Genomic DNA, 19,790 nt, shown 5'->3' with positions numbered 1-19,790 from the left:
CGGCAAACCCCCAGCCGTGGTCTACTGGCTAAGAAAAGACGAAACCCAATCAGGTCAGCAGGAGCAAAGAGTAGCTTAATTTACGCTGAACACTGTCCAAACACTGGGGAGTAGCTCAGATCCGCTGAAACCTTCGCCAGAGCTGTGATCGGGCGTATCCTTGTCCCATGCAACAGAAACAATCCGACAGCCTGGGCCGGGCCACCTTCCACCACATCGCGCCGCAATCCGGCGTGGTTCCCACCGACCGCGAAATCCGCTGGCTCAAGCACATCGAACGCCACGGCCCGCAATCGTCGCAGTATCTCCACGAATTGACGAGCAATACCCATCGCTGCAAGGACACGGCGCTGCGCGCCATGCAAAAGCTGCGGGCTGGTGGCTTCCTCCGCCTACCGCCGCAGCAACGGCAGACCGCCAAGGCTGACTTCGCCCCTTACATCTACGATATGACCGCCCAAGCGAAAGCCTTCCTGGAAGATCGTGGCATGGCTGAACCCACCGTCCGCCCCACTGGGCACTGGTGGCACGGCTACACCATTTCCTGCGTCACCAGCTCCATCGACATCGCCGCTGCCCGCCACGGCGTCCGATACATCCCCGCCCACAAAATTCTCGCAATTAAGGACGCGGCACTCGGCATCCCGACGCAGAATGGCACAGTGATCCCGGATCAGCTGTTTGCCCTCCAGTACAAGAACGGCTTCCGTGCCTTTGCGCTGGAGGTGGACCGAGGCACAGAACCCAAGATGTCCAAATTTGCCCGCAAGTCTCTTAGCCGCTCGATTGCACAGTATAAGGATATCATCAATCGCGACCTGCACAAATCGCACTACGGATTGAAGGCCAATATGCTTGTGCTTTGGGTCTTTGCGACGCGGAGCAGCGAGGAGCGGTTTCTGGAGCTGCTCCCGTCGTTGTACGGTAAATATGCCGCATCGGTTCTGACCAAATCGCTGTGCATTCGGGACAATGGCGGCCGGAGGCTCGGCGTTGCCCCGGAATTGTTGGAGTCGCCATGGCATCGTGCGCAAATCGAGTCGGTTCGAATTTGCGGAGCGTGACTTAGTGCGGTGAGCAATATGTAAATTCCCGCCAAAATCAATTGGGTGACCGGGCCGTGCACGCCCGGCCACCCGGCTCCTGTTATCAGGAGTGTCGGTCGGGAATTTCGCGGCGCGCAAGCCGGATTTCGAGCCATTCCAGCACCTCATCCTCGACCCAACCCACCCGGTTCGAGCCCAGCTGGACCCGTTTCGGGAATTGGCCTGCTTTCTCCAGGCGGGCGATGTGTTGCGGCGAGTACAGGACCAGCTCCTTGACCTGGCGTTTTGAAAGTATCCTCATCACGATGTCTCCATGATTGAAGAGCATCGCGATGCTCGGGTTTCGACAAGTCTCCCGAGAGGAGGCCAGCCTAGCATCACAGGGCGGCGGATCAAGGTGGGTGTTGTTGGCTGATTGCGAGCATTGACGTGGTTCCAAAAAATTGGACGGAGAGCTTGGGTCGCCACACGCCGCCAGTCCTTGAGCCTGCCGAACATGATCTCGATACACTTGCGGCGTTTGTAGCGCCGCTTGTCGTACTAGATGAGCTTTTTGCGTTTTCTCCGCCCCGGGATGCAGACGCGTATCCTCTTGTCTTTCAACGCTTTACTGAACCAGTCGACGTCGTAGCCGCAATCCCCGAGCAGCCAGTCGACATCCGGCAGGTTGCTCAGCAATGCCCGCGCTCCGATGTAGTCGCTGACCTGTCCGGCGGTCACCACCAAGTTGAGCGGACGGCCCTGGCTGTCGCAGATGGCGTGCAGCTTGGTGTTCATGTCCCCTTCGTCCGACCAATCAGGCGTCCACGCCCCCCTTTTTGACGCCCATACTGGTCGCTGTTCAGTGGGCGATTGATGAAGATAATGCCAATCAACACACGCCTATCATCAACGCGTAGCTTGCCATGAGGCGTGGGGAAGAAGAGCTCCAGACGCGCCAACTGCGCATTCGTCAATCGGAATAGATCGGACATTTTCACCGCTTGTTTTTCGAGCCGTGAATCACGCTGCTTGCCGGAAATCAATGGGTCTAGACCCTATTTCAGCACACTGAAAAGCTGAAGCCCTCTCATACCGACGAATCAGCGGATTGTGCAAAACCCACGGCGATCATCGGCAAGCGCGACGTAATAAGTTTGTAACTTATCGCTGCTTCGTTTGAGCTTGGTAGAGGCCACGGCGATTTTTCGGGCTTGTACTTCGAGGGAAAATTTTAGACCCTACCGCGGAGTGAGAGTCATGCGCCCGCGCTTTGGAAATTTTCATGTAGCCCATGGAATAATCCTCGCGACGGCGCTCCTTTATTCAGCGGCAGTAGCCAATAAGGTTTTTAATCCGACAAGATGCGGCAGATGATCATTAGAAAATGAATAAGTATGTTTTTATTGCATGGCTTTCGCTAGTCGCTTTCGCCTGTGCAAACATGCTGCTTCTGCCACGGCATCCATGGATGGATGAAGCAATGTTGCTTGTCAATTTGCGTGACTTGGAATTGAACGCTGTCGCGAAACCATTGCCGCTTTATGAGCAGGCCGCGACATTGTGGCTCTTACTGGTATCTGTCGTGGTAAAGAATATTTTTTCAAGTGACGCGCTTTACGAAGTTTTGAAATTTTTTTCCTTTCTCGCTTTCTTATTCGCCGCTTTGATCACTTGCCTTACTTTCCAATCGAAGGAGCGACCCTATTTTTCATTCGTATTCACCTGCCTCATGCTCTCCTCGCTGGTCTTAGTCACGCAGGCGCTGACAATAAAACAATATATATGGGATACATTCTTTACGAGCCTGATGCTCTATTCCGGGATGCGAGCCTATCGCCTGAAAACTCTCAAGGAGATCTGGAAGTTCTCGTCTATTGCATTGGTTTGTTCCGTACTGTCCTTCGTGGGAATTCTCACGGCAGTTGGCATCGGGACTGCGCTGTTGATTGAAAAATTGGCACGGTCTGGCTGGCCTGATCGGCCATTCCTGGTCGCGCATCTCGGAGCAGTTCTCCTACCGGCCACAGGGTTTCTAGTAATCAAAATCTATTTCATTGATCCGGTCGCTGAATTGCAATTTTCGGCGCATCCCGGTGCTTATGGCGAACACATCGGCGGTGTCGATGGGATCGAAAGCAGTATCCTTGTCCTGTTGAACTTGCTGCACTACACGTTTTCGTTCTTGGTTCTCGATTATATTGCGGTGCTCGGGAATTCCTGGTTGGTGCGGTCGGTAATTTCTTTGATCCCTGTCGCATTGTTTACGTACGCGTTTCGCAAAGGCGGAGAAGCAAAATTTGTCGCGCTCTCTGCCGCGCTGATCTTTTCGGCGGTTCTTTTTTTGAACGCAATGGGAGAGCTTCCGGTTCCCTATTCGCGGCACTTTGCGTTTTTTCAACCCATGTCGCTTTCGCTTCTGGCAATATTTCTGTCGGATATATTGGAGAGAGCGCGACTTTCGACAGCCATTTCTGTAGCAATGATTTTAGTGGCGGCAAATAGCCTGATTCTGGGAGTGCGCCCAATTGATAGTGCCGGTCGCGCTCAGTCCTACCTGCGTTCCGAGTACAATCCCGAGCCCGACGCCCCAATATGGGTCGCTTTTCCCGCGCAGCCAGCCTTCCGCTACGCCGATTTTCCGGAAGAGCGCCTGCTCGGTATGTTCGAACCAAGTAGCGGGAGCACGAGTTGGACCGTGCGCGGCGGCGGCCGGTCCCTGAATCACGGCAAGCCCGCAATTTCCACTCGATACGCGGAGCGGATGATTTCCGATATCGCAGGTCATGACGTGGTCTGGTTGGTCTTTGTGGAGCACTTCAAGATGAAGGATGCGCCGTTCCTCGACGCCGCTGCGCGCAAGGGCTGGCAGTGTGCGCCCCCGACCGGGCCCAGTGTCCCGGTGCTGCGCCGCACGAGCCTTTACCTGTGTCGGCAAGATTTTGCGGCTACCGAGTGAGCAACCTGTGATCCGTCGAACGGTAACCGTATGCTCCGATCAACTTGACTTCCTCGGCAATCGGCCACACTGTTTCAAATCTCGCGGTGTGACTGACTGAGTTTGCGAATGGATGCATTGATCGGGTATTCGGGATTTGTGGGTCAGCAACTCGCTCGGCAGCATGAGTTTCCCGCGATATTTAATAGTAAAAACGTCGGCGGCCTCGGCGATAGCAAATTCGATACAGTCGTCTGCGCCGCCGCACCCGGCTCCATGTTTGAGGCGAACCGAGTTCCCGACGAAGATTGGGAAAAGGTCCAAAGCCTCATACGGCAACTCCGCGGTGTCACTACGACCCATTTTGTCCTGATCTCGTCTATCGCGGTATTTGCTGACTTTGCGGGTCAGGATGACGAGGGGTCTTGCGCATTTCAAACACATCTGGCGTATGGAAAACACAGAAGGCAACTCGAGGAATTCTGCGCGACGCATTTCGCGCGTTGCACCATTGTGCGATTGCCCGCACTGTTCGGGCCCGGACTGAAGAAAAACTTTGTTTTCGATCTGTTGAATCCGGCGCCCACGATGCTGACGCGGAATCGGTTCGACGATGTGCGTGCCGCGCTTGGTCCAAAGCTCCGGGTTATGCTCGACCAGTTGTACTCGCTTAATGAAAATACAGCGATGCTTGTTCTGGACCGGAGTACGTTGAACACCCATCCGGAGCGTACAGAATTCGAGCGGCACCTCAGCGAGGCGGGCTATTCGGCTATACAGTTTCATCATCCAGAATCCAAATTCCAGTATTTCGACGTTTCGCGTCTCTGGCGTGACATCTGCCTCGGCAGGAATTCTGGCCTGTCAGTAATGCATTTAGCTACCGCTCCTTTGGGCGCCGGGGATATCCACAAGCACCTGATCGGAAGACGGATGCCTCACAGCAACGCGCATATCCACCGGGAAGACATGCGCACGCGGCACGCCTCGGTATGGGGAAGACAGGGCCCCTACCTCGAAGAGGCCAGCGAAGTCATGCAAAAGCTTGCGGCGTTCTTTGCGGCCCAAAAGGCGGCGTAGTGAAACTGGCCGTGTCCAACATCGCTTGGAATCCTGTAGAGTCTCGCGCAGCGTATGGCCTTCTAAGGAGCAAGGGTATCACCGGTCTCGAGGTGGCTCCGGGCCTGCTGTTTCCTGAGACAGACGATCCTTTCGACCCGAGCGAGTCCGAGGTTAGGGAGGCAGTCGCCGCTATTACAGACGCGGGTCTAGAGCTCGTTTCAATGCAGTCTCTTCTCTACGGCGTCGACGGGGCTGCCATGTTCACGACGGCCGAGGCGCGTCGGACGCTCTCGCACGGGCTGTCCAGAGCGATTACGCTTGCTGGTCGTCTAGGTGTGCCCAACCTAGTGTTCGGATCTCCGAAGCAGCGGCGTTTTCCGCCCAGGATGTCTGCAAAAGAAGCCGAAAACCAAGCTCTGGACCTGTTTCTCGAGCTTGGCGAATTGGCCGCTGCAGCTGCAACAATTATCACTGTCGAGGCAAATCCCGCAATTTACGGGACCAATTTTTTGAACACCACGCAACAGGCGGCTGATTTTGTCAGGCGCGTCGACCACCCGTCGATACGGCTCGTGCTCGATCTGGGTGCGGTGCACATGAATGACGATTTCGATCGTATCGAAGCGCTGATTGCGGATGTCTCCTCTGTACTGCATCATGTCCACGTGAGCGAACCGAACCTTGATCCGGCGCCGGCAGATACCGCGCAGGCCGAAAGAGTTCTTGGTGCGCTTGCCATCGTGGGCTATGAAGGCTTTACATCGATTGAGATGCGGCGCGACGATGGTGGACTGGTCACTGTGGAGGCGGCTGTATCGCGCCTGGCAGATGCCGCAATGAGTGTGAACCGGTCATGAACGAACTCGGCAATGCAGCAAAGAGACAGGATATTCTTGTGTCGGTGTGTTGTGCGGGCCTAGCGCCGACCGACGAGACTTTTAAGGGGATGAAGAAACTGGCCGCCAGGGTCGGCGAACGTTTCCAGTTTTGGGAAATCGTGCTCATCGTCGAGGATCAGGTGAGCAAGTCCTACCTTCATTTTTTGCACGACATTCCGTACCTGCGTTTGTTCACTGTTCGTCCGAATGTCGGGTTGTATCGCCAGCGAGTCATAGCCGCTTCGGAAGCGATCGGCGATGTCGTTCTGATCGTCGGGGCCAGAGAAATCAACGAGCTTGATCCAGTCGAAATGCTCGAAAAGGCGAGCGACGGGTCGACGGCTATCATCGGTTTGCGCGCCTCCGAAGGCAGGATCGAGCGAGCGCTGTCCCTACCGCTTATTGCCTTGGGGCGAGGGGCGGGCTTTAAGGTGAGCCTTCGCGACATGCAGACTATCGCGATTCCGCGTACGTTGCTGAGCCATATACTCGCATATCCCGACCAAGAACTCGCGCTTCGCTTTCCGCCTCTCGACGGGCGTGTGCCACTAGACTACAAGGTCGCCCGCGGAACACCGGGCGCGCGAGACCGGGCGAGTTTTGGACTACGCGCTTCGCTCTTGCACAAATTGCTCGTCAATCTGGCACCGCGGCTGTTAACGTACGTCTCTCTTGCCGCAGCAATGTCGGTGGTTCTCGGGCTATTCTACACTGCCTACGCGATCGGGGCGTGGTTGGTACTGCCTGTGCTCGAGCCAGGATGGCTGACTATCTCGCTTGCCCTGAGCCTCACCACGACATCGTTGGGGTTTGCAATCTTTGGGTTGAGCCTCGGCGTGCAACATCTTTTGGCGAGGATTGAACGCACGGAATTCGACGATGTCACGTCTGAATTGAACAGCGTCGACCTGTTTGGCCGAGTTGCGCGGGACCTAAATGTCGAAGTCATCGACAAACCCCAGCGACAGGCCGTCGAATAATGAGCCGTGAAACGGTCGATTACGTTATATTGGGCGGCGGTTTCTACGGGTGCTGTCTTGCGCTGTTTCTGCGCTCGATCTCAAGGCGCGTGATGATCGTCGAAGCCGGCGAGCGACTGCTCGACCGCTCTTCACGCGGCAACCAGGCCCGAGTCCACACCGGCTTCCATTATCCACGCTCCGCGTTGACCGCGGTCCGATCTATGATCCTTCACAAGCGATTTGCAAGAGATTTCCCAGAAGCGATCTTCGATGATTTTCAAATGCTCTACGCCGTAGCGCGGCGGCGATCCATGATCTCTGCAAAACGGTTCTTCCGAATGTTCCGAGACATGGGCGCCCCAATCGAAAGAGCATCGCCACAGCAATCTGCCCTGTTCGACGGCGGCATGATCGAGGATGTGTTTGCCTGCCGGGAGGTCGCCTTCGATCATTGCGTCCTGCGCGAATTGATTACCCATCGTCTCGCCAGCGCCGGCATCGATGTTCGGCTCGAGACCGCGGTGGCCGACATGGTGAACGGTCCAGAGCACGTAGTTGTCGGGCTGTCTTCTGGCGGTGAGGTTGTAGCCCGCCACGCTTTCAACGTAACCTACGCCCGGCTCAATACGGTTCTAGACGCCGCCGGACTGCCGCGTGCTCCGTTGAAGTTCGAAGTCGCGGAAATCGCGCTCGTCGAACCACCTGCACAACTGCGCCATGTTGGTATTACAGTCATGGACGGCCCCTTCTTCTCTTGCATGCCCTATCCCGCAGATCATCTCCACTCCCTAACCCATGTGCGATACACTCCGCACGAAAGCTGGACCGACGAATACCGCCCCGGCGATCCGTACGACCAACTCGACCGGACCCCGTTTCAAAGTCGGGTGCGTCACATGATCATGGACAGCCAGCGCTATGTTCCGAGCCTGTCGCAATTGCACTATAAAACGTCTCTGCGCGAGGTGAAGACGGTGCTAATGAAAAATGAAGATGATGACGGCCGTCCTATCCTGTTTCAGCGCAATCCGGTGGACAGTCGCGTTATTAGCGTATTGGGAAGCAAGATTGACAATATCTATGACCTCTTCGATCTTCTACGTAGATCTTCACCAGCATTTTCGGAAGCGGATACCAGATTTCTTTTGGGTCGGGCGTGACCCATGGAATATGTCCGGTTCCTGATAGTCGCCATACTGGGGCTCGGTCTGGACATCGGAGCGTCATGGATTCTGGCGCATTCGTTTGGCGTCATTCTGTGGCAGGCCGCAGGGATCGGTTTTGTGTTCGCCGCCGTATTCAACTATATGCTGCACGAACTTTGGACGTTTCGCGACGGCGCACGCGAACTGTCTGCTGTTCGATCGGTCAGGTACCTCGCGGTTCTTGTCATGACCTTCTTTACCAGGCTGGCGGTAGTCGCCGGATTGGACGTGATTTTCCCGGCTTTGCCTGCCATCATTGTTCTGCTGTTCGGCGCAGGCGTGTCATTCCTTGTTAGCTTCGCGGCCAGCAAGAGATGGGTTTTTCGGACAATCAAAGCGTGGGAGAGCCAGCGATGACAGTCGACGCGATGCTGCCGGAAGACTACTGGGAAGTACCCTCATATGCCGAGACGATTCTGTCAGACAGGCGGCATCGGCACGCGTTGGTCATTCCAGTAATCAACGAGGGCGACCGGATCGGGCGGCAATTGAAGCGCTTACATGCGGCCGCATTCTCTTTGGATATCGTCATCGCCGACGGCGGCTCAACGGACGGGTCGCTCGAACCCGCATTTCTTAAAGACATCGGAGTACGCGCGCTTTTGACAAAGACAGGCGAAGGCAAACTCAGTGCCCAATTGCGGATGGCCTATGCCTGGTGCCTCCGCGAAGGCTACGAGGGAATCGTCACTATCGACGGCAACGGCAAGGACGGGATCGAGGCCGTGCCAGCGATGGTGGCGATGCTGAAAGCGGGCTACGACTATGTGCAGGGGTCGCGCTATCTGCCCGGTGGCAAGGCGGTGCGTACGCCTATCGAGCGCACCCTCGCCAACCGCTTAGTGCACGCTCCGCTGCTCAGCCTTGCGGGCCGGATATGGTACACGGACACAACGAATGGGTTCCGCGCGTATTCGGCCCGGTACTTGGCGGACCCGAGGGTACGCCCCTTCCGCGCCGTATTCCGCAACTACGAACTTCTGTTCTATCTGACCGTGCGGGCCGGACAAATCGGCATGAAAGTCGGCCAAGTGCCGGTAGTGCGAAGCTATCCCCCCAATGTAGCTACGCCGACGAAGATCACTGGATGGAGCGACAAGGTGGCAGTTCTGAGGCAGGCCTTCAAAGCCGCGCTCGGTCATTACCATCCACAGCCGCGTTGAAGCACATAGGCCAGACGCGGCCGAACGGAAAACCAGGCCCTCCGGGGTAAACTCCACCATATGCGAACTGTAAATTGGGTCCTTGATTGAAGACATGGCTCTAGCATTTTTTGGGAAACCGCACCCACCAATGAATATTTTTTTCCTACAGGATATTCAGAACTTTAAAATTGGTCGGTAGCCCAACTTCGGACGCATCCAACTTGCCGCCCTTTACCCGAACGAATAAGAAACCACTTCTCCGTTGCACGCGATAAATCTCGCGCTTCTCTCCGTTTTCCATAACCACGACATTCCCAGGGCGAAATCTGATAAAGTCTTCCTCGGTATCGGGGAGAAGAAACTGATACCCGTTCCGCGCAACTCCATTCAACCAGTAACCGTTGGTAATTAGGAGAGCGTTTCGTGATCCTTTCCTTAAATAGTCAGGGTTGGAACGGTAAATTGGCGAATATTCGCAGTCGGTCAGATGTAAATCCCCGTCGTAACCGAGGCTGAAAAGATCAAATTCAGAATCCCTTTCAGGTCGATAAACCGGGATAGTCACTTCGGTTGCATTCGGATCAACGGAAACATAGCCTTCTGATCCAGGGGCAAACGAAATATTGTTCCGAATGAATAAAAGTGTCCGAGAAGTCGGCGGTCGCCGAGTGCCCAACTGCAGATTCACTCGAAAATATTCGGCATCCCCTGACGGGATTCTGAACTTTGATCCTGAATTGAAGATTTCGCAGTTTAAACTTAGACTACGGGAATTGATATTCGCCTTCTGCCATACGATTGTTCTTGGAGACGATATTACCGGACTCCATTCTCGCAACAATTTACCATAGAACCAAAAATTTTGACTCACACTCCAAGGTTGCCAGACCGGGGAGGCGTCAAACTTTGATGACACAATATATTCCGCCCCGTCCAATTGTCTTTCAGCGTCATCTCGGACGTTTCCAAGAGCATGTATTACAGAATCGACTTTCCATAGTGGCTTAGCCGTACTGATCGCGCCAAGTATGCCCCAATATTCCTCAATTACCGGCGCTTCGCTGTTTTTTCGCGCAAAATTTATATAATCATCCCATTCTGTGGATATATACCCACCCAATTCTGATACATACATCATTTCGCTGGAAAGCTGTAGATTATCTTTTCTCTGCGCCATAGAATTGTATTGACCTACGGCCAACGCGAAAAATAAAGTAAAGACAGAAGCTACGCCGATGAGACGAAAAGCCGGCCGCGGGCGCGACAAGAGCTGCTTGGAAATCAGGGCACCCACCAAGTTGAACGTGAAGGTTATCGCGGCGATCGATGCCCAAAAAACAAATGCGTCAAAATAACCGTCAAGGTGTCCGCCGACTGACGCGACGAGGCCCGAAAGAAAAGTGACCAGACCAACGCTCGCTGCTAGAAGAAGTCTATCGTGCCTAGTCCAAGCCCATATGACGAAAGAAACTAGAAGAACGCATGTGCTTGCCAATACGTCAGGTGTAAAGATTTTACTCATGTCTGACAAATTAAAAATTTTACTTTCTGCATTGTACGGCCCAAAATACCACCACTGGTCCTTTGCGACATCTTTGAACCCATAGGCAAGATAGCGAATTGGGTGGCCTGCCGTGCTTATCGAAAGTAAAAAAGCTCCAAAAGTCATCGTTGATGTTGCCACTATGGCCAAACGACGAAATAAGTCATTTAGCCCCCTTTTTATTTGCACTATGAGTGCAGCCGATGAGAAAACGAGCGCGGTTGTGTAAGCGTAGTCACTTGACCAGATGAGGCTGGTACCGATGGCTGCTCCGGTTGCAACGAGCTGATATCTTTCCGGTAGGTTTCTGTTGTCTATCCAAAAAATTACTAGTGCGACAATGAAAGGTATCAAAGCGCGTACTAGCCTCAGGGAGGCGCCTGGGCTGGAAATAAGATCTGCGACAAAAGGGCTAAAAACTAAACTGTGTAATGTAAAGGTTATCGCAAATACGATCGCGGATGTAAATGCAAGGGATGAGAATCGCGGTGGTTTAATTATTAGCGCCACCAACGAAAGTGTCGCTGCCCAACCCGACAGGAAAACAAATAAATAGGAGCTAAACACGCTTGCGGATAAATTTTCCCCAAGCGTAAGGAATGTTGGATATAGAAGGTATGTGACCCCAATCCCCAAATACGGAAAAAAATCACGTCCAGGAAATTGTCCATCGTTGATTCTGTAGAGGGCGCTCGCGGTTTGAAATGCTCCGTCGACATGTTGCGTCGGGATTTCCAGCGACATTTTTTTGGCTATGACTAACAATGCAAACAGAAAAGTAAAAGATGATGCGCCTTTTAGAAAACTTAACAAGTTGGTTCTACCTTCTGTCATCGCGGTGTTGCACGGTAAGATTCTCTGGTGGCTGTCAGAAGTAGGAGACGTTAGTCGCAACGCTCATTGCAATCTTATGTGGCCGTCAAGATTCAATCCGCACATCACATAGCGTGCGGGTCGATCTGTGTCGATAGAGTGCCAGATGGAACGTGAAGAATTCTTGACTATCTAGCACCTCGATTTTTCGATGATCTTGGCTGTGCCCGGGTGCGGTGGCCTGAAGCGCGCATGATGTAGCCGGCGGTAGGCCTGGCATGCTGTAGGGCCTACGGTGTGCCTGCTGTCATACGCGGCATTCCAGCACCTCGTCCTCGACCCAGCCCACCCGGTTCGAGCCCAGCTGGACCCGTTTCGGGAATTGGCCTGCTTTCTCCAGGCGGGTGTGTTGCGGCGAGTACAGGACCAGCTCCTTGACCTGGCGTTTTGAAAGTATCCTCATCACGATGTCTCCATGATTGAAGAGCATCGTGATGCTCGGGTTTCGACAAGTCTCCCGAGAGGTTGTTAGCGTAACAGCAACTGACGGCGGATCAAGATACGCCGACTGCGCGATCTGGCGCCAATCGGCGGTCAAGTTGAAGCGGAAAGCGTGTTCAGGTATGCTTGGATAAGTTCACAAGTGATTGAATGCGGGTCCTCGCAAGGGCGTCGAAACTCTTAATAATATCGGATTTGCGGGTATCAAATCGGATATCTACCAAAACCACACGGGTAATAGTTTATAAATATCAATATTTTACTTTGTTGATATTGGTCCTCTCCTGGCACCAAAATCCCCGACAACTTGTGTTCCGATATGTTGGCCGCCTTTCAGGCGGTTAGCCTAGTGCTCTGGATTTCATGGATATTTGGGGCGACTGCCGCATTGATCATGCTATGTGGTCACAGCCCTCCTGTCCGGTCGCGGCCCGCCGCGCGAGACTGGAGCCGCAGGTCCAACAGCTTTTCCTGTTCCCGGCGATTGCGAGCGCGCCGTGCCGTTTCGCCGTCCTTGCGTGCAACCGCCTCCAGCGCGGTTTTCCGGCCCAGTGATTTTGCCGCCGCCTCCGTCAAAAAGGATTTGCGGGCCAGCAGATGCGCCAGCTGACCGTTCAGGATCTTGAGACGGGCATCAACCCAGACGACCCATTGCTGTTCGCCTGAAAGCGCATAGGCTTGCTTGATCTCGGGTGGGGTATGCGCGGCCCGTGTCTTCTGAGACTCTCGCAGGGCCGCCAGTTCCTGACGCAGCTTGTTCTCTTCGGCCTGAATGCTCTGCAACGCGCGCAGGTCACGGTCGAACAGAAGCTGTGTCACCTTTTGCAGCGGGCCTATGTCTTTGCCGATGTTTCTCATGTCCAACCCTGTCGCTTCTTTTCGCGCATTTTCTCTGCAAAACGGATCGCGGCCGCGACGGCGCGGTAATGTTCGGGCAGAATCTCCTGGTCGATCCGGATGTCGGCATGCAGTTTCCGCGCGGTCGGGGGATCGCTGAAAATCGGAATACCCGATAGCGTGGCGCGTTCACGGATGCGTGCGGCGGTTTCATCCACGCCCTTTGCCACGCAAATGGGCGCTCCTGCTCTGGACCGGTCCCATTTGAGCGCCACGGCGTAATGGGTCGGGTTGACGACGACGACGTCGGACTGCGCCACGTCATGCATCATTTTGTTCATCGCAATCTCTTGCGCCTTGGCCCGGCGTGCGGACTTGAACGTGGGGTCGCCTTCGGATTCCTTGAATTCGTCCTTCAGTTCCTGATCGCTCATCCGGTGCTGGCGCAAATGGGCATGACGCTGCCACAACACGTCCAAGCCGGCAATCGCGGCCGCAGTCAACAGAACAAAAACAAGCAGATACAGGCACAGGCGCAGCCACATGATGATGCCCTGCTGCGGCGTGACGGTGACCGCGCTGATGATCTGATCCTTCTCACTGAGCAGAAAGATCGCCAGGATCACGGAATAGATCGCCAGTTTGACGCTGCTTTTGAAAAACTCGAACAGCCCGTTCATGCCGAACTTGTTCTTGAAATTCGACACCGGCGATATTCGCGAGAGTTTGAATTTCAGCTTTTCCGGCGCAAAAACCAGGTTCCTCTGAACCGCGACAGACATCAGCACAAGCACACCCGGCGCAACAAACCAGGGCAGCAGTGCGGTCAGGATCTGCTGGAAAAGCTCATTTGGCAGACCATGAGAGATCGCCACACCGCCGGGCACGGCAAGCGCATCGGCACGCGCAAGGAACACGGCAAGGCCATCACCCGCCTTGATCATGGCGGCCCCGCCCAAGGTCACCGCGCTCAGCAGCAGGCCAAGATACATGAAGGCGGTGTTGAGCTCGGCAGAGCGCGCCAGTTCGCCCTTTTTGCGCGCATCTTCGAGCTTTTTCGGCGTCGGATCATGCGGTTTGTCGCGCGGGTCGGTTTCGCTGGACATCAGCGCCCCCCGAACGGATTCGCGAGATAGCCCTCAACCGCCGCGCTCCAGACGCTCAGCATAACGGGGGCGCCCAGCGCCAGGAAGGCAAGCCCGCAAAAGGTGATCAAGGGCGCGCCGACAAAGGCCACCATGAGCTGCGGCATCGCCTTGTTGATGACACCCAGCGTCACATTATACATCATCGACAGGATCAGAAACGGCACCGCGATCCGGAAGGCCAGTGCGAAGGCCTGCGACACCTCGGCCACGCCCCACATGCCAAGATCCGCTGCGCCAAGCACGGTGCCGACGGGGAACATACGATACAAATCGATAATCCCGGCCAACCAGAGCAGATGCAGGTCCAGGATGAACATCAATGCCAATCCGGCCGTCACAAGGATATGCCCGATGGCGGGCATCGGCTCGACGCTGGCATTGCCCAGCAATTGGCTGAGCGACGTGGATTGCGCCGCGATCGTTCCCGCCGTCTGCAATGCGAATATCAAAAACCGGAAGCCTATTCCGAACACCAGACCAACAAGCGTTTCGCTGGCAATCAGCCCAACTGAGATAGGGCGCATTTCAAGCGCCGCGGTGCCCGACACGAACACCGACAGCGCCAATGCGAGCGCAAGTTTGACCCGCACCGGGACGGTTGGCGTACCCAGCCCCGGCATCACCGAAATGATCGCCGCCACGCGAAAGAAAACCAATGTGGCATGGGTCACATCCGGGCCGAACAGCTCTGACCACGGGGTGAGTGTCATGCGGCGATTGTCCCGACAAGCGCGGGCGTCGCCTCCAACCCCAGCTCTTCAAAGGAAATCACCGGGGTCGATAGCCCCTTGGCCTTGGCGATCTTGCGGACAAAACGGCGACGACGCGATGATGTAATGATCGGAGCCACCAGACCCTTCTGGCTGGCCTGATCGATCTGTTCCACCATGGATTGGGTGAACTTGGTGAATACCTCGGGCGGCAGGGCGACATCCAGCCCGTTATTGTCCGCCTCTACCTGGTAATGGGTGAACACGTCCTCCCATTCGGTGGCAAGCTGGATCAGGGGGACGGACCCGTCTTCGCGCCGCAGTTGGGACACGATCTGGAACCCGAGCCTTTGGCGTACGATTTCGCAGATCCCCTCGGGGTGTTGAGTGACTTTTCGTGCCTCGGCAATAGCTTCGAGAATGACCGGAAGGTTGCGCACCGATACCTGTTCATCCAACAGGCATTTCAGCACCCCCAGCAAGACATCCATCGGAACCTTGTCCGGGATGACCTCGTCAAACAGCTTGCGATTGGACTCGGACCGCGCCGGATCCGTCAGATTGACCATTTCATCCAGCAGCTGACGCAGGGATTTCAACGTGAACAATCGGGAAAAATTGGCCTTGATCGTCTCAAGAAGATGGGTCGCCAGAACCTCGTTCGGTGTCACAATGGTCACACCGTCCAGCGCCAGATCTTCGGCCTCATGCGGTTTGATCCAGCGCGCGGGCGCACCATAGACCGGTTCGTGCACGTCTTGGCCGTTAGGCAGCGCGTCGGGGCTTTCCGACACCAGCGCAAGCACCAGATCGGGGTGCAGTTGAGCGCGTGATTGTTCAACGCCCTGGATTCGGATCACATAGGTGCCGGGTGAAAGCGATGCGTTATCGGTCAGTCTGATCTCGGGGATAATGACCCCGAAAGAGGAGGCCACGTGTTTGCGCATGTTCGATATCCGCAGATCGAGCCCCGCGGCGGGATCAAGAACCATATCAACCAGATCAACCGCAAATTCGACGTGAATGTCATCCAGTGCCAGGATGTCGCCAATGGGATTTTCCCGGGCCAGCTCGCTCTGTTCCTCATCATCCGGTGCCATCACGTCAGGGTCCGGTCTTTGCAATCGCCAGATACCGATGGCCGCGAAAAGCAAACTGCCAATCAGAAACGGAGCAAGCGGCAGACCTGGAAGCACCGCAAAGCAAAACAGCAGGCCAGACACGGCAAGCAGGGCCGACGGGTGCTGCCCGATCTGGGCGAAAACGGCAATATCCGCGGAACCGGTATTGCCGCCCTTGGCCAGCAGAAGAGCGGATGCGATGGACACGATGACCGCGGGGATTTGCGTGACCAAACCGTCACCAACGGTGAGAATGGCATAGGTTTGCAGGGCGACAGAGAAGTCCATTCCATGCGCGAAAACGCCATTGGCAACGCCAAAGATGATGTTCAGCGCCGTGATCAACAGCCCGGCAACGGCATCCCCCTTGACGAATTTCGACACACCATCGAGCGACCCAAGAAAAGTAGTTTCCCTTTGATCATGGTCACGCCTTTGCTTGGCAGTGGCGTGATCGATCGCCCCTGCAGAAACATCAGAGTCGATCGCGAGCTGCTTGCCGGGCATGCCATCCAGAGCAAAACGCGCGCCGACCTCGGCCATCCGCGCCGCGCCTTTTGTGATGACGATGAAATTCACGATCAGGATCACGAAAAAGGTCACCAGCCCGATGACAAAACTGCCGCCCATGACAAAATTCGCAAAGCCGTTGATAACGTTGCCCGCAGCCTGGGTCCCGGTATGACCTTCGCCAATGATCAGCTTTGTCGATGATACGTTCAACGCCAGCCGAAGCATCAACCCGGCCAGTAGTATCGTCGGGAAGGACGAAAAATCCAGAGGTTCGTCGATGAACAGGACAATAACGAAGACCAGAATGGCGAGCGAGAAGGACAAGGCCAGCCCGACATCGATCACAAAGGCCGGCACCGGGACAACCATCATTCCGACGATGCCCAGCAAACCGATCGCCAGCAGGATCGTATTGCTTTTCAAAATGACTTTCATAACCGTTCTGGTTTCTGTCCTTGCTGATCTAGTTGTCTGATCGCGTAAGCTGCTGATCGAGGTCCAATGCCGCTTCGATCCGGGACGTCATGTCCCGGACGGACTCGACAAGGGTCAGGGACGCTTGAAGAGATGCCTCCGGAGTTTCCGGAGCCGCGGAAGCCGGATCTTGTGCCTCGTCTAGGCCCCTCATCATCCTGAGGCTCTGTCCGGCGCTGTCGGGCGGAGCAAGCTCTGCGGCTCGATCAAAATCGGACTGGAGCAGCGCCAATCTGTAGACGGTTGACGGGTCACCGGTTTCACGGGCGCGCCCTACCAATTCCGGCGAGACATTCGTCAGGGTTCCGCGTGCGGCCGCATGCCGGATCATCCCTTTCAACACATCATCCGACGGGCGTGCCAACCGCGCCAGCAGACCATCGGCAAGCGTTCCAAATCCGGTTTCGTAGAGCCGCTGGGCAACGGCTTCGACCGCTGGCACCCCGGACAAACCGTCTATCCCGTCGAGCCGCTTGATCGTGTGTTTCAGAAAGGTCAAATCGCTCCCTGTTCTGGCCAGTTCTGACAATAAATACGCGAGCGCCTCTTTCCTGACTGGGGCTGACATTTCGGTTCGATCAAAACTGGCAAAGGCCTCATCGAACTGACCGCGAGAAGCCAGAGCGTAGATTTCGGCCTTGGCAATTGTCTCTGCCGCGCCTGTTTTCCGGTTCTCAAAGGCAAGCGACGACACAAGCGTGGCATCCTCTGCGTTCAGCGCCTGCTTCGATTGCGTGATTGTCGTGACAAGCGAGACCACGGCATCGACGGCCTCGGCTTTGTTGGAGCCTGCGATCTCGCGAACAACATCGTCCTTTGCCCGGGTCTCCGGCGCAACCTCCAGATCGGCAAGCCTGAGCGGGTCCTCGGGCAAGGCGCGCTGCCGGATGCGAAGGCTCTGCTCGGCTGCGTCCGGCAAACCAGAAGCGACAAGAGCCGCCGTCAATTTCGGCCCCACGATCTTGAGCAGGGGTCGCGATGCTTCCTCAAGAGCGATCAGGAGCTGTGGAACGTCATCCTGGGCAATCTGGTTCACATCATCGGAAAGCGTCGCGGCAAGAAGGGCCAGAGCGCTGCATGTCCGGTAGGCGTGAAGCCGCTTGCGTGGCATGGGCCCTCGTTCGGCAATCACGGACGCAAACTCCTTGAAATAGGCCACATCTTCGGCCGCACTCTCGGCAAACCGAAGCGTTGCCAGGGCCTCTGTCGCCAAGCCAAAAGCCAGTTGGACGCGCGCCAGATCCAAGGCGACGGCGGCGTTCACTGTACCCGATTCGCGAAACAGCCGGGCCGTCAGCGCTCCGGAGCGGGCATGATAGGTCTCACCCTCAAGCCCGGCGGGAAGTGGAGCTACCGCAATGGCGAAACAGCTTTTGACGTCCGGCTCGTCTTCGGCGTCACCTGTGCCTGCGGGCAATGACACGTTTGCCGCGGGGAAGTCCGCTCCGGAAAAGCCCTGCCCGCTCGAAACCGGCCCGGTTCCGGGCCTGAGCGTTGATTGTTCAAGAAGGCCGCGCGTTATGTTGCGCGAAATCGCCTGGGCAATGTCTTTTGTTCCCTCGGTGGTGAACCCGTCACGAAGGGGTAGAATCAAATCTGGCACTGGGGTCTCGACGACAGGTTCTGACTCAATCTCCGGCGTTTCGGTATCAAGCGCCTCGCGCACGTCGATAACAAGAAGATTTGGCTCCTGGAAGAACTCCGAATAGGTACAATTGCACCCCAGCTCAATCTCAATGGCAGCGGGGGGTATCGCCTTGACCTCGGAAATCCGGTCGCGTCGGATACGGTTGAAGATGCGCGCGCTGTCGACGCGTAAAGGATCAGGGCCCGAGAATGCGATCCGGATCGAGCCGTCTACCGACGTGACATCGTAAGTCGCGCCTTCAGGCATCGAAAACGTCAACCTTGTGAAGCTCGCATGTTCACCGCTCAGGACCGTGACGGTACCCGCCATCAATGCTTGGCCCGGCAGGAAACAGAGCAGAAAGAGGACAACCCGCATCATCAGGCCGCATCCTGTTTCAACGCTTTCAGCGCTTCTTCAAGGTCATTGAACCCGGGCCGGACATGCGAGGGCGTGTTTTGCCGCCCCACTTCGATACAGATATTGGTGGGATGCGCGTGCAGGTTGGCCACCAAAACCTCGCGGATCAATTGATAGAAATGCGCGTCTTCTTCGACCACGGATTTGAGCCGCGCTGCAAACGGACCCACGAAGCCATAGGCCAGAAACACCCCCAGAAAGGTCCCGACAAGCGCGCCGCCGATCATTTTACCAAGTATTTCAGGTGGTTGATCAATGGAGCCCATAGTCTTGATCACGCCCAGAACGGCGGCGACAATACCAAGCGCCGGTAGACCATCGGCGATTGTCTGCAATGCGTGGCTCGAATGCATGGCGTGATGCAGAGTTGCATCCATGCGCTTTTCCAGAACCTCTTCGACCTGATGCGGATCATCATAGTTCATTGTTGCCGCGCGTAACGTGTCGCAGATCAGTTCAGACGCTTCCTTGTCTTTCTGAATCTTGGGATATTTGCTGAAAATCGAGGATTCATCCGGCGACTCGATATGCTCTTCCAGGGCGACAGGGTTTTGTTTGGCGATGCGGATCAACTCGAACAGAAGACAAAGCAATTCGCGGTAATCGTCGCTTTTCCATTTCGGCCCTTTGAAGACTTTGCCAACGTCTTTCACCGTGTGTTTGACAGCATGAAAGTCATTGCCGATCAGGAACGCGCCGGTGGCTGCACCGCCAATCATGATCATTTCGAAAGGCAGCGCCTTGAGGATCAGGCCCAGCTTGCCGCCGGCCAGAAGGTAGCCGCCGAACACCATCCCGAACACAACCGCAATTCCGACAAATCCAATCATGCTGCCACCTCTTCTTCCTTGGATTTGATTGATGCCAC

General features: G+C 55.6%; 17 protein-coding genes and 1 pseudogene. 8 read left to right on the top strand and 10 right to left on the bottom strand.

Going from position 1 to position 19,790, the window contains the following annotated elements; translation table 11 throughout:
- The first annotated feature begins 167 nt into the window (after positions 1-167).
- Entirely contained in the window at positions 168-1,064 is an 897-nt protein-coding gene (locus PGB28_RS17630) for a replication-relaxation family protein (protein ID WP_271422847.1), read from the top strand.
- Between the two features lie 85 nt (positions 1,065-1,149).
- Here PGB28_RS17630 and PGB28_RS17625 read toward each other — a convergent pair whose 3' ends face one another.
- The gene (locus PGB28_RS17625; protein ID WP_271422846.1) at positions 1,150-1,347 is read right to left on the bottom strand and encodes a helix-turn-helix transcriptional regulator; all 198 of its coding nucleotides are present in this window, start codon (positions 1,345-1,347) and stop codon (positions 1,150-1,152) included.
- Between the two features lie 155 nt (positions 1,348-1,502).
- Positions 1,503-2,020 (bottom strand): annotated as a pseudogene (locus PGB28_RS17620) (IS5 family transposase); the annotation flags it as partial.
- Between the two features lie 392 nt (positions 2,021-2,412).
- On the opposite strand from PGB28_RS17620, the gene PGB28_RS17615 reads away from it, so the two are divergent.
- The 7 genes from PGB28_RS17615 (at position 2,413) to PGB28_RS17585 (ending at position 9,233) form a co-directional block, all read left to right on the top strand.
- The gene (locus PGB28_RS17615; RefSeq protein ID WP_271422845.1) at positions 2,413-3,984 is read left to right on the top strand and encodes a hypothetical protein; all 1,572 of its coding nucleotides are present in this window, start codon (positions 2,413-2,415) and stop codon (positions 3,982-3,984) included.
- Positions 3,985-4,092: 108 nt separating this feature from the next.
- The gene (locus PGB28_RS17610) at positions 4,093-5,043 is read left to right on the top strand and encodes an NAD-dependent epimerase/dehydratase family protein (protein ID WP_271422844.1); all 951 of its coding nucleotides are present in this window, start codon (positions 4,093-4,095) and stop codon (positions 5,041-5,043) included.
- Positions 5,043-5,882 (top strand): sugar phosphate isomerase/epimerase family protein, encoded by an 840-nt coding sequence (locus tag PGB28_RS17605; RefSeq protein WP_271422843.1) that lies wholly within the window; start codon positions 5,043-5,045, stop codon positions 5,880-5,882. The genes PGB28_RS17610 and PGB28_RS17605 overlap by 1 nt, the downstream gene beginning before the upstream one ends.
- Positions 5,879-6,883, top strand: coding sequence for a hypothetical protein (locus PGB28_RS17600; protein ID WP_271422842.1), 1,005 nt, complete (start codon positions 5,879-5,881; stop codon positions 6,881-6,883). Before PGB28_RS17605 ends, PGB28_RS17600 begins: the two co-directional genes overlap by 4 nt.
- Positions 6,883-8,025 carry an FAD-dependent oxidoreductase gene (locus tag PGB28_RS17595; RefSeq protein WP_271422841.1) on the top strand — a complete coding sequence of 381 codons (1,143 nt, stop codon included), beginning with the start codon at positions 6,883-6,885 and terminating at the stop codon, positions 8,023-8,025. The genes PGB28_RS17600 and PGB28_RS17595 overlap by 1 nt, the downstream gene beginning before the upstream one ends.
- Before the next feature lie 3 nt (positions 8,026-8,028).
- A complete protein-coding gene (locus tag PGB28_RS17590) occupies positions 8,029-8,427 on the top strand; it encodes a GtrA family protein (RefSeq protein ID WP_271422840.1) in 399 nt (132 codons plus the stop codon).
- A complete protein-coding gene (locus PGB28_RS17585; protein ID WP_271422839.1) occupies positions 8,424-9,233 on the top strand; it encodes a glycosyltransferase family 2 protein in 810 nt (269 codons plus the stop codon). Before PGB28_RS17590 ends, PGB28_RS17585 begins: the two co-directional genes overlap by 4 nt.
- A gap of 145 nt (positions 9,234-9,378) precedes the next feature.
- On the opposite strand, the gene PGB28_RS17580 is transcribed toward PGB28_RS17585, so the two are convergent.
- The 8 genes from PGB28_RS17580 to motA form a co-directional block, all read right to left on the bottom strand.
- On the bottom strand, positions 9,379-11,592 hold the full coding sequence (locus PGB28_RS17580) for a hypothetical protein (protein ID WP_271422838.1): 2,214 nt from the start codon (positions 11,590-11,592) through the stop codon (positions 9,379-9,381).
- A gap of 286 nt (positions 11,593-11,878) precedes the next feature.
- Entirely contained in the window at positions 11,879-12,034 is a 156-nt protein-coding gene (locus tag PGB28_RS17575; RefSeq protein WP_271422837.1) for a helix-turn-helix transcriptional regulator, read from the bottom strand.
- Between the two features lie 443 nt (positions 12,035-12,477).
- Positions 12,478-12,930: a hypothetical protein gene (locus tag PGB28_RS17570; protein WP_271422836.1), complete on the bottom strand. Its 453-nt coding sequence runs from the start codon at positions 12,928-12,930 to the stop codon at positions 12,478-12,480.
- Positions 12,927-14,015, bottom strand: coding sequence for an EscU/YscU/HrcU family type III secretion system export apparatus switch protein (locus tag PGB28_RS17565; protein WP_271422835.1), 1,089 nt, complete (start codon positions 14,013-14,015; stop codon positions 12,927-12,929). Before PGB28_RS17565 ends, PGB28_RS17570 begins: the two co-directional genes overlap by 4 nt.
- Positions 14,015-14,767 carry a flagellar biosynthetic protein FliR gene (locus tag PGB28_RS17560; RefSeq protein WP_271422834.1) on the bottom strand — a complete coding sequence of 251 codons (753 nt, stop codon included), beginning with the start codon at positions 14,765-14,767 and terminating at the stop codon, positions 14,015-14,017. Before PGB28_RS17560 ends, PGB28_RS17565 begins: the two co-directional genes overlap by 1 nt.
- Positions 14,764-16,836: a flagellar biosynthesis protein FlhA gene (flhA, locus tag PGB28_RS17555; protein WP_271422833.1), complete on the bottom strand. Its 2,073-nt coding sequence runs from the start codon at positions 16,834-16,836 to the stop codon at positions 14,764-14,766. Before flhA ends, PGB28_RS17560 begins: the two co-directional genes overlap by 4 nt.
- 28 nt (positions 16,837-16,864) lie before the next feature.
- Positions 16,865-18,883, bottom strand: coding sequence for a hypothetical protein (locus tag PGB28_RS17550; RefSeq protein WP_271422832.1), 2,019 nt, complete (start codon positions 18,881-18,883; stop codon positions 16,865-16,867).
- The gene (motA, locus tag PGB28_RS17545) at positions 18,883-19,752 is read right to left on the bottom strand and encodes a flagellar motor stator protein MotA (RefSeq protein WP_271422831.1); all 870 of its coding nucleotides are present in this window, start codon (positions 19,750-19,752) and stop codon (positions 18,883-18,885) included. The genes PGB28_RS17550 and motA overlap by 1 nt, the downstream gene beginning before the upstream one ends.
- Positions 19,753-19,790 lie beyond the last annotated feature (38 nt).

Source organism: Primorskyibacter aestuariivivens (genome assembly GCF_028023675.1).
GTDB lineage: Bacteria > Pseudomonadota > Alphaproteobacteria > Rhodobacterales > Rhodobacteraceae > Marinovum > Marinovum aestuariivivens.
The sequence above is the reverse complement of the archived record's forward strand: the minus strand, read 5'-3'. Positions and strand labels throughout refer to the sequence as shown.

Coding starts and splice junctions, on each gene's coding strand:
- PGB28_RS17630 (WP_271422847.1), top strand. CDS start 168: ATGCAACAGAAACAATCCGACAGCCTGGGCCGGGCCACCTTCCACCAC.
- PGB28_RS17625 (WP_271422846.1), bottom strand. CDS start 1,347: ATGAGGATACTTTCAAAACGCCAGGTCAAGGAGCTGGTCCTGTACTCG.
- PGB28_RS17615 (WP_271422845.1), top strand. CDS start 2,413: ATGAATAAGTATGTTTTTATTGCATGGCTTTCGCTAGTCGCTTTCGCC.
- PGB28_RS17610 (WP_271422844.1), top strand. CDS start 4,093: ATGGATGCATTGATCGGGTATTCGGGATTTGTGGGTCAGCAACTCGCT.
- PGB28_RS17600 (WP_271422842.1), top strand. CDS start 5,879: ATGAACGAACTCGGCAATGCAGCAAAGAGACAGGATATTCTTGTGTCG.
- PGB28_RS17595 (WP_271422841.1), top strand. CDS start 6,883: ATGAGCCGTGAAACGGTCGATTACGTTATATTGGGCGGCGGTTTCTAC.
- PGB28_RS17590 (WP_271422840.1), top strand. CDS start 8,029: ATGGAATATGTCCGGTTCCTGATAGTCGCCATACTGGGGCTCGGTCTG.
- PGB28_RS17585 (WP_271422839.1), top strand. CDS start 8,424: ATGACAGTCGACGCGATGCTGCCGGAAGACTACTGGGAAGTACCCTCA.
- PGB28_RS17580 (WP_271422838.1), bottom strand. CDS start 11,592: ATGACAGAAGGTAGAACCAACTTGTTAAGTTTTCTAAAAGGCGCATCA.
- PGB28_RS17575 (WP_271422837.1), bottom strand. CDS start 12,034: ATGAGGATACTTTCAAAACGCCAGGTCAAGGAGCTGGTCCTGTACTCG.
- PGB28_RS17570 (WP_271422836.1), bottom strand. CDS start 12,930: ATGAGAAACATCGGCAAAGACATAGGCCCGCTGCAAAAGGTGACACAG.
- PGB28_RS17565 (WP_271422835.1), bottom strand. CDS start 14,015: ATGTCCAGCGAAACCGACCCGCGCGACAAACCGCATGATCCGACGCCG.
- PGB28_RS17560 (WP_271422834.1), bottom strand. CDS start 14,767: ATGACACTCACCCCGTGGTCAGAGCTGTTCGGCCCGGATGTGACCCAT.
- flhA (WP_271422833.1), bottom strand. CDS start 16,836: ATGAAAGTCATTTTGAAAAGCAATACGATCCTGCTGGCGATCGGTTTG.
- PGB28_RS17550 (WP_271422832.1), bottom strand. CDS start 18,883: ATGATGCGGGTTGTCCTCTTTCTGCTCTGTTTCCTGCCGGGCCAAGCA.
- motA (WP_271422831.1), bottom strand. CDS start 19,752: ATGATTGGATTTGTCGGAATTGCGGTTGTGTTCGGGATGGTGTTCGGC.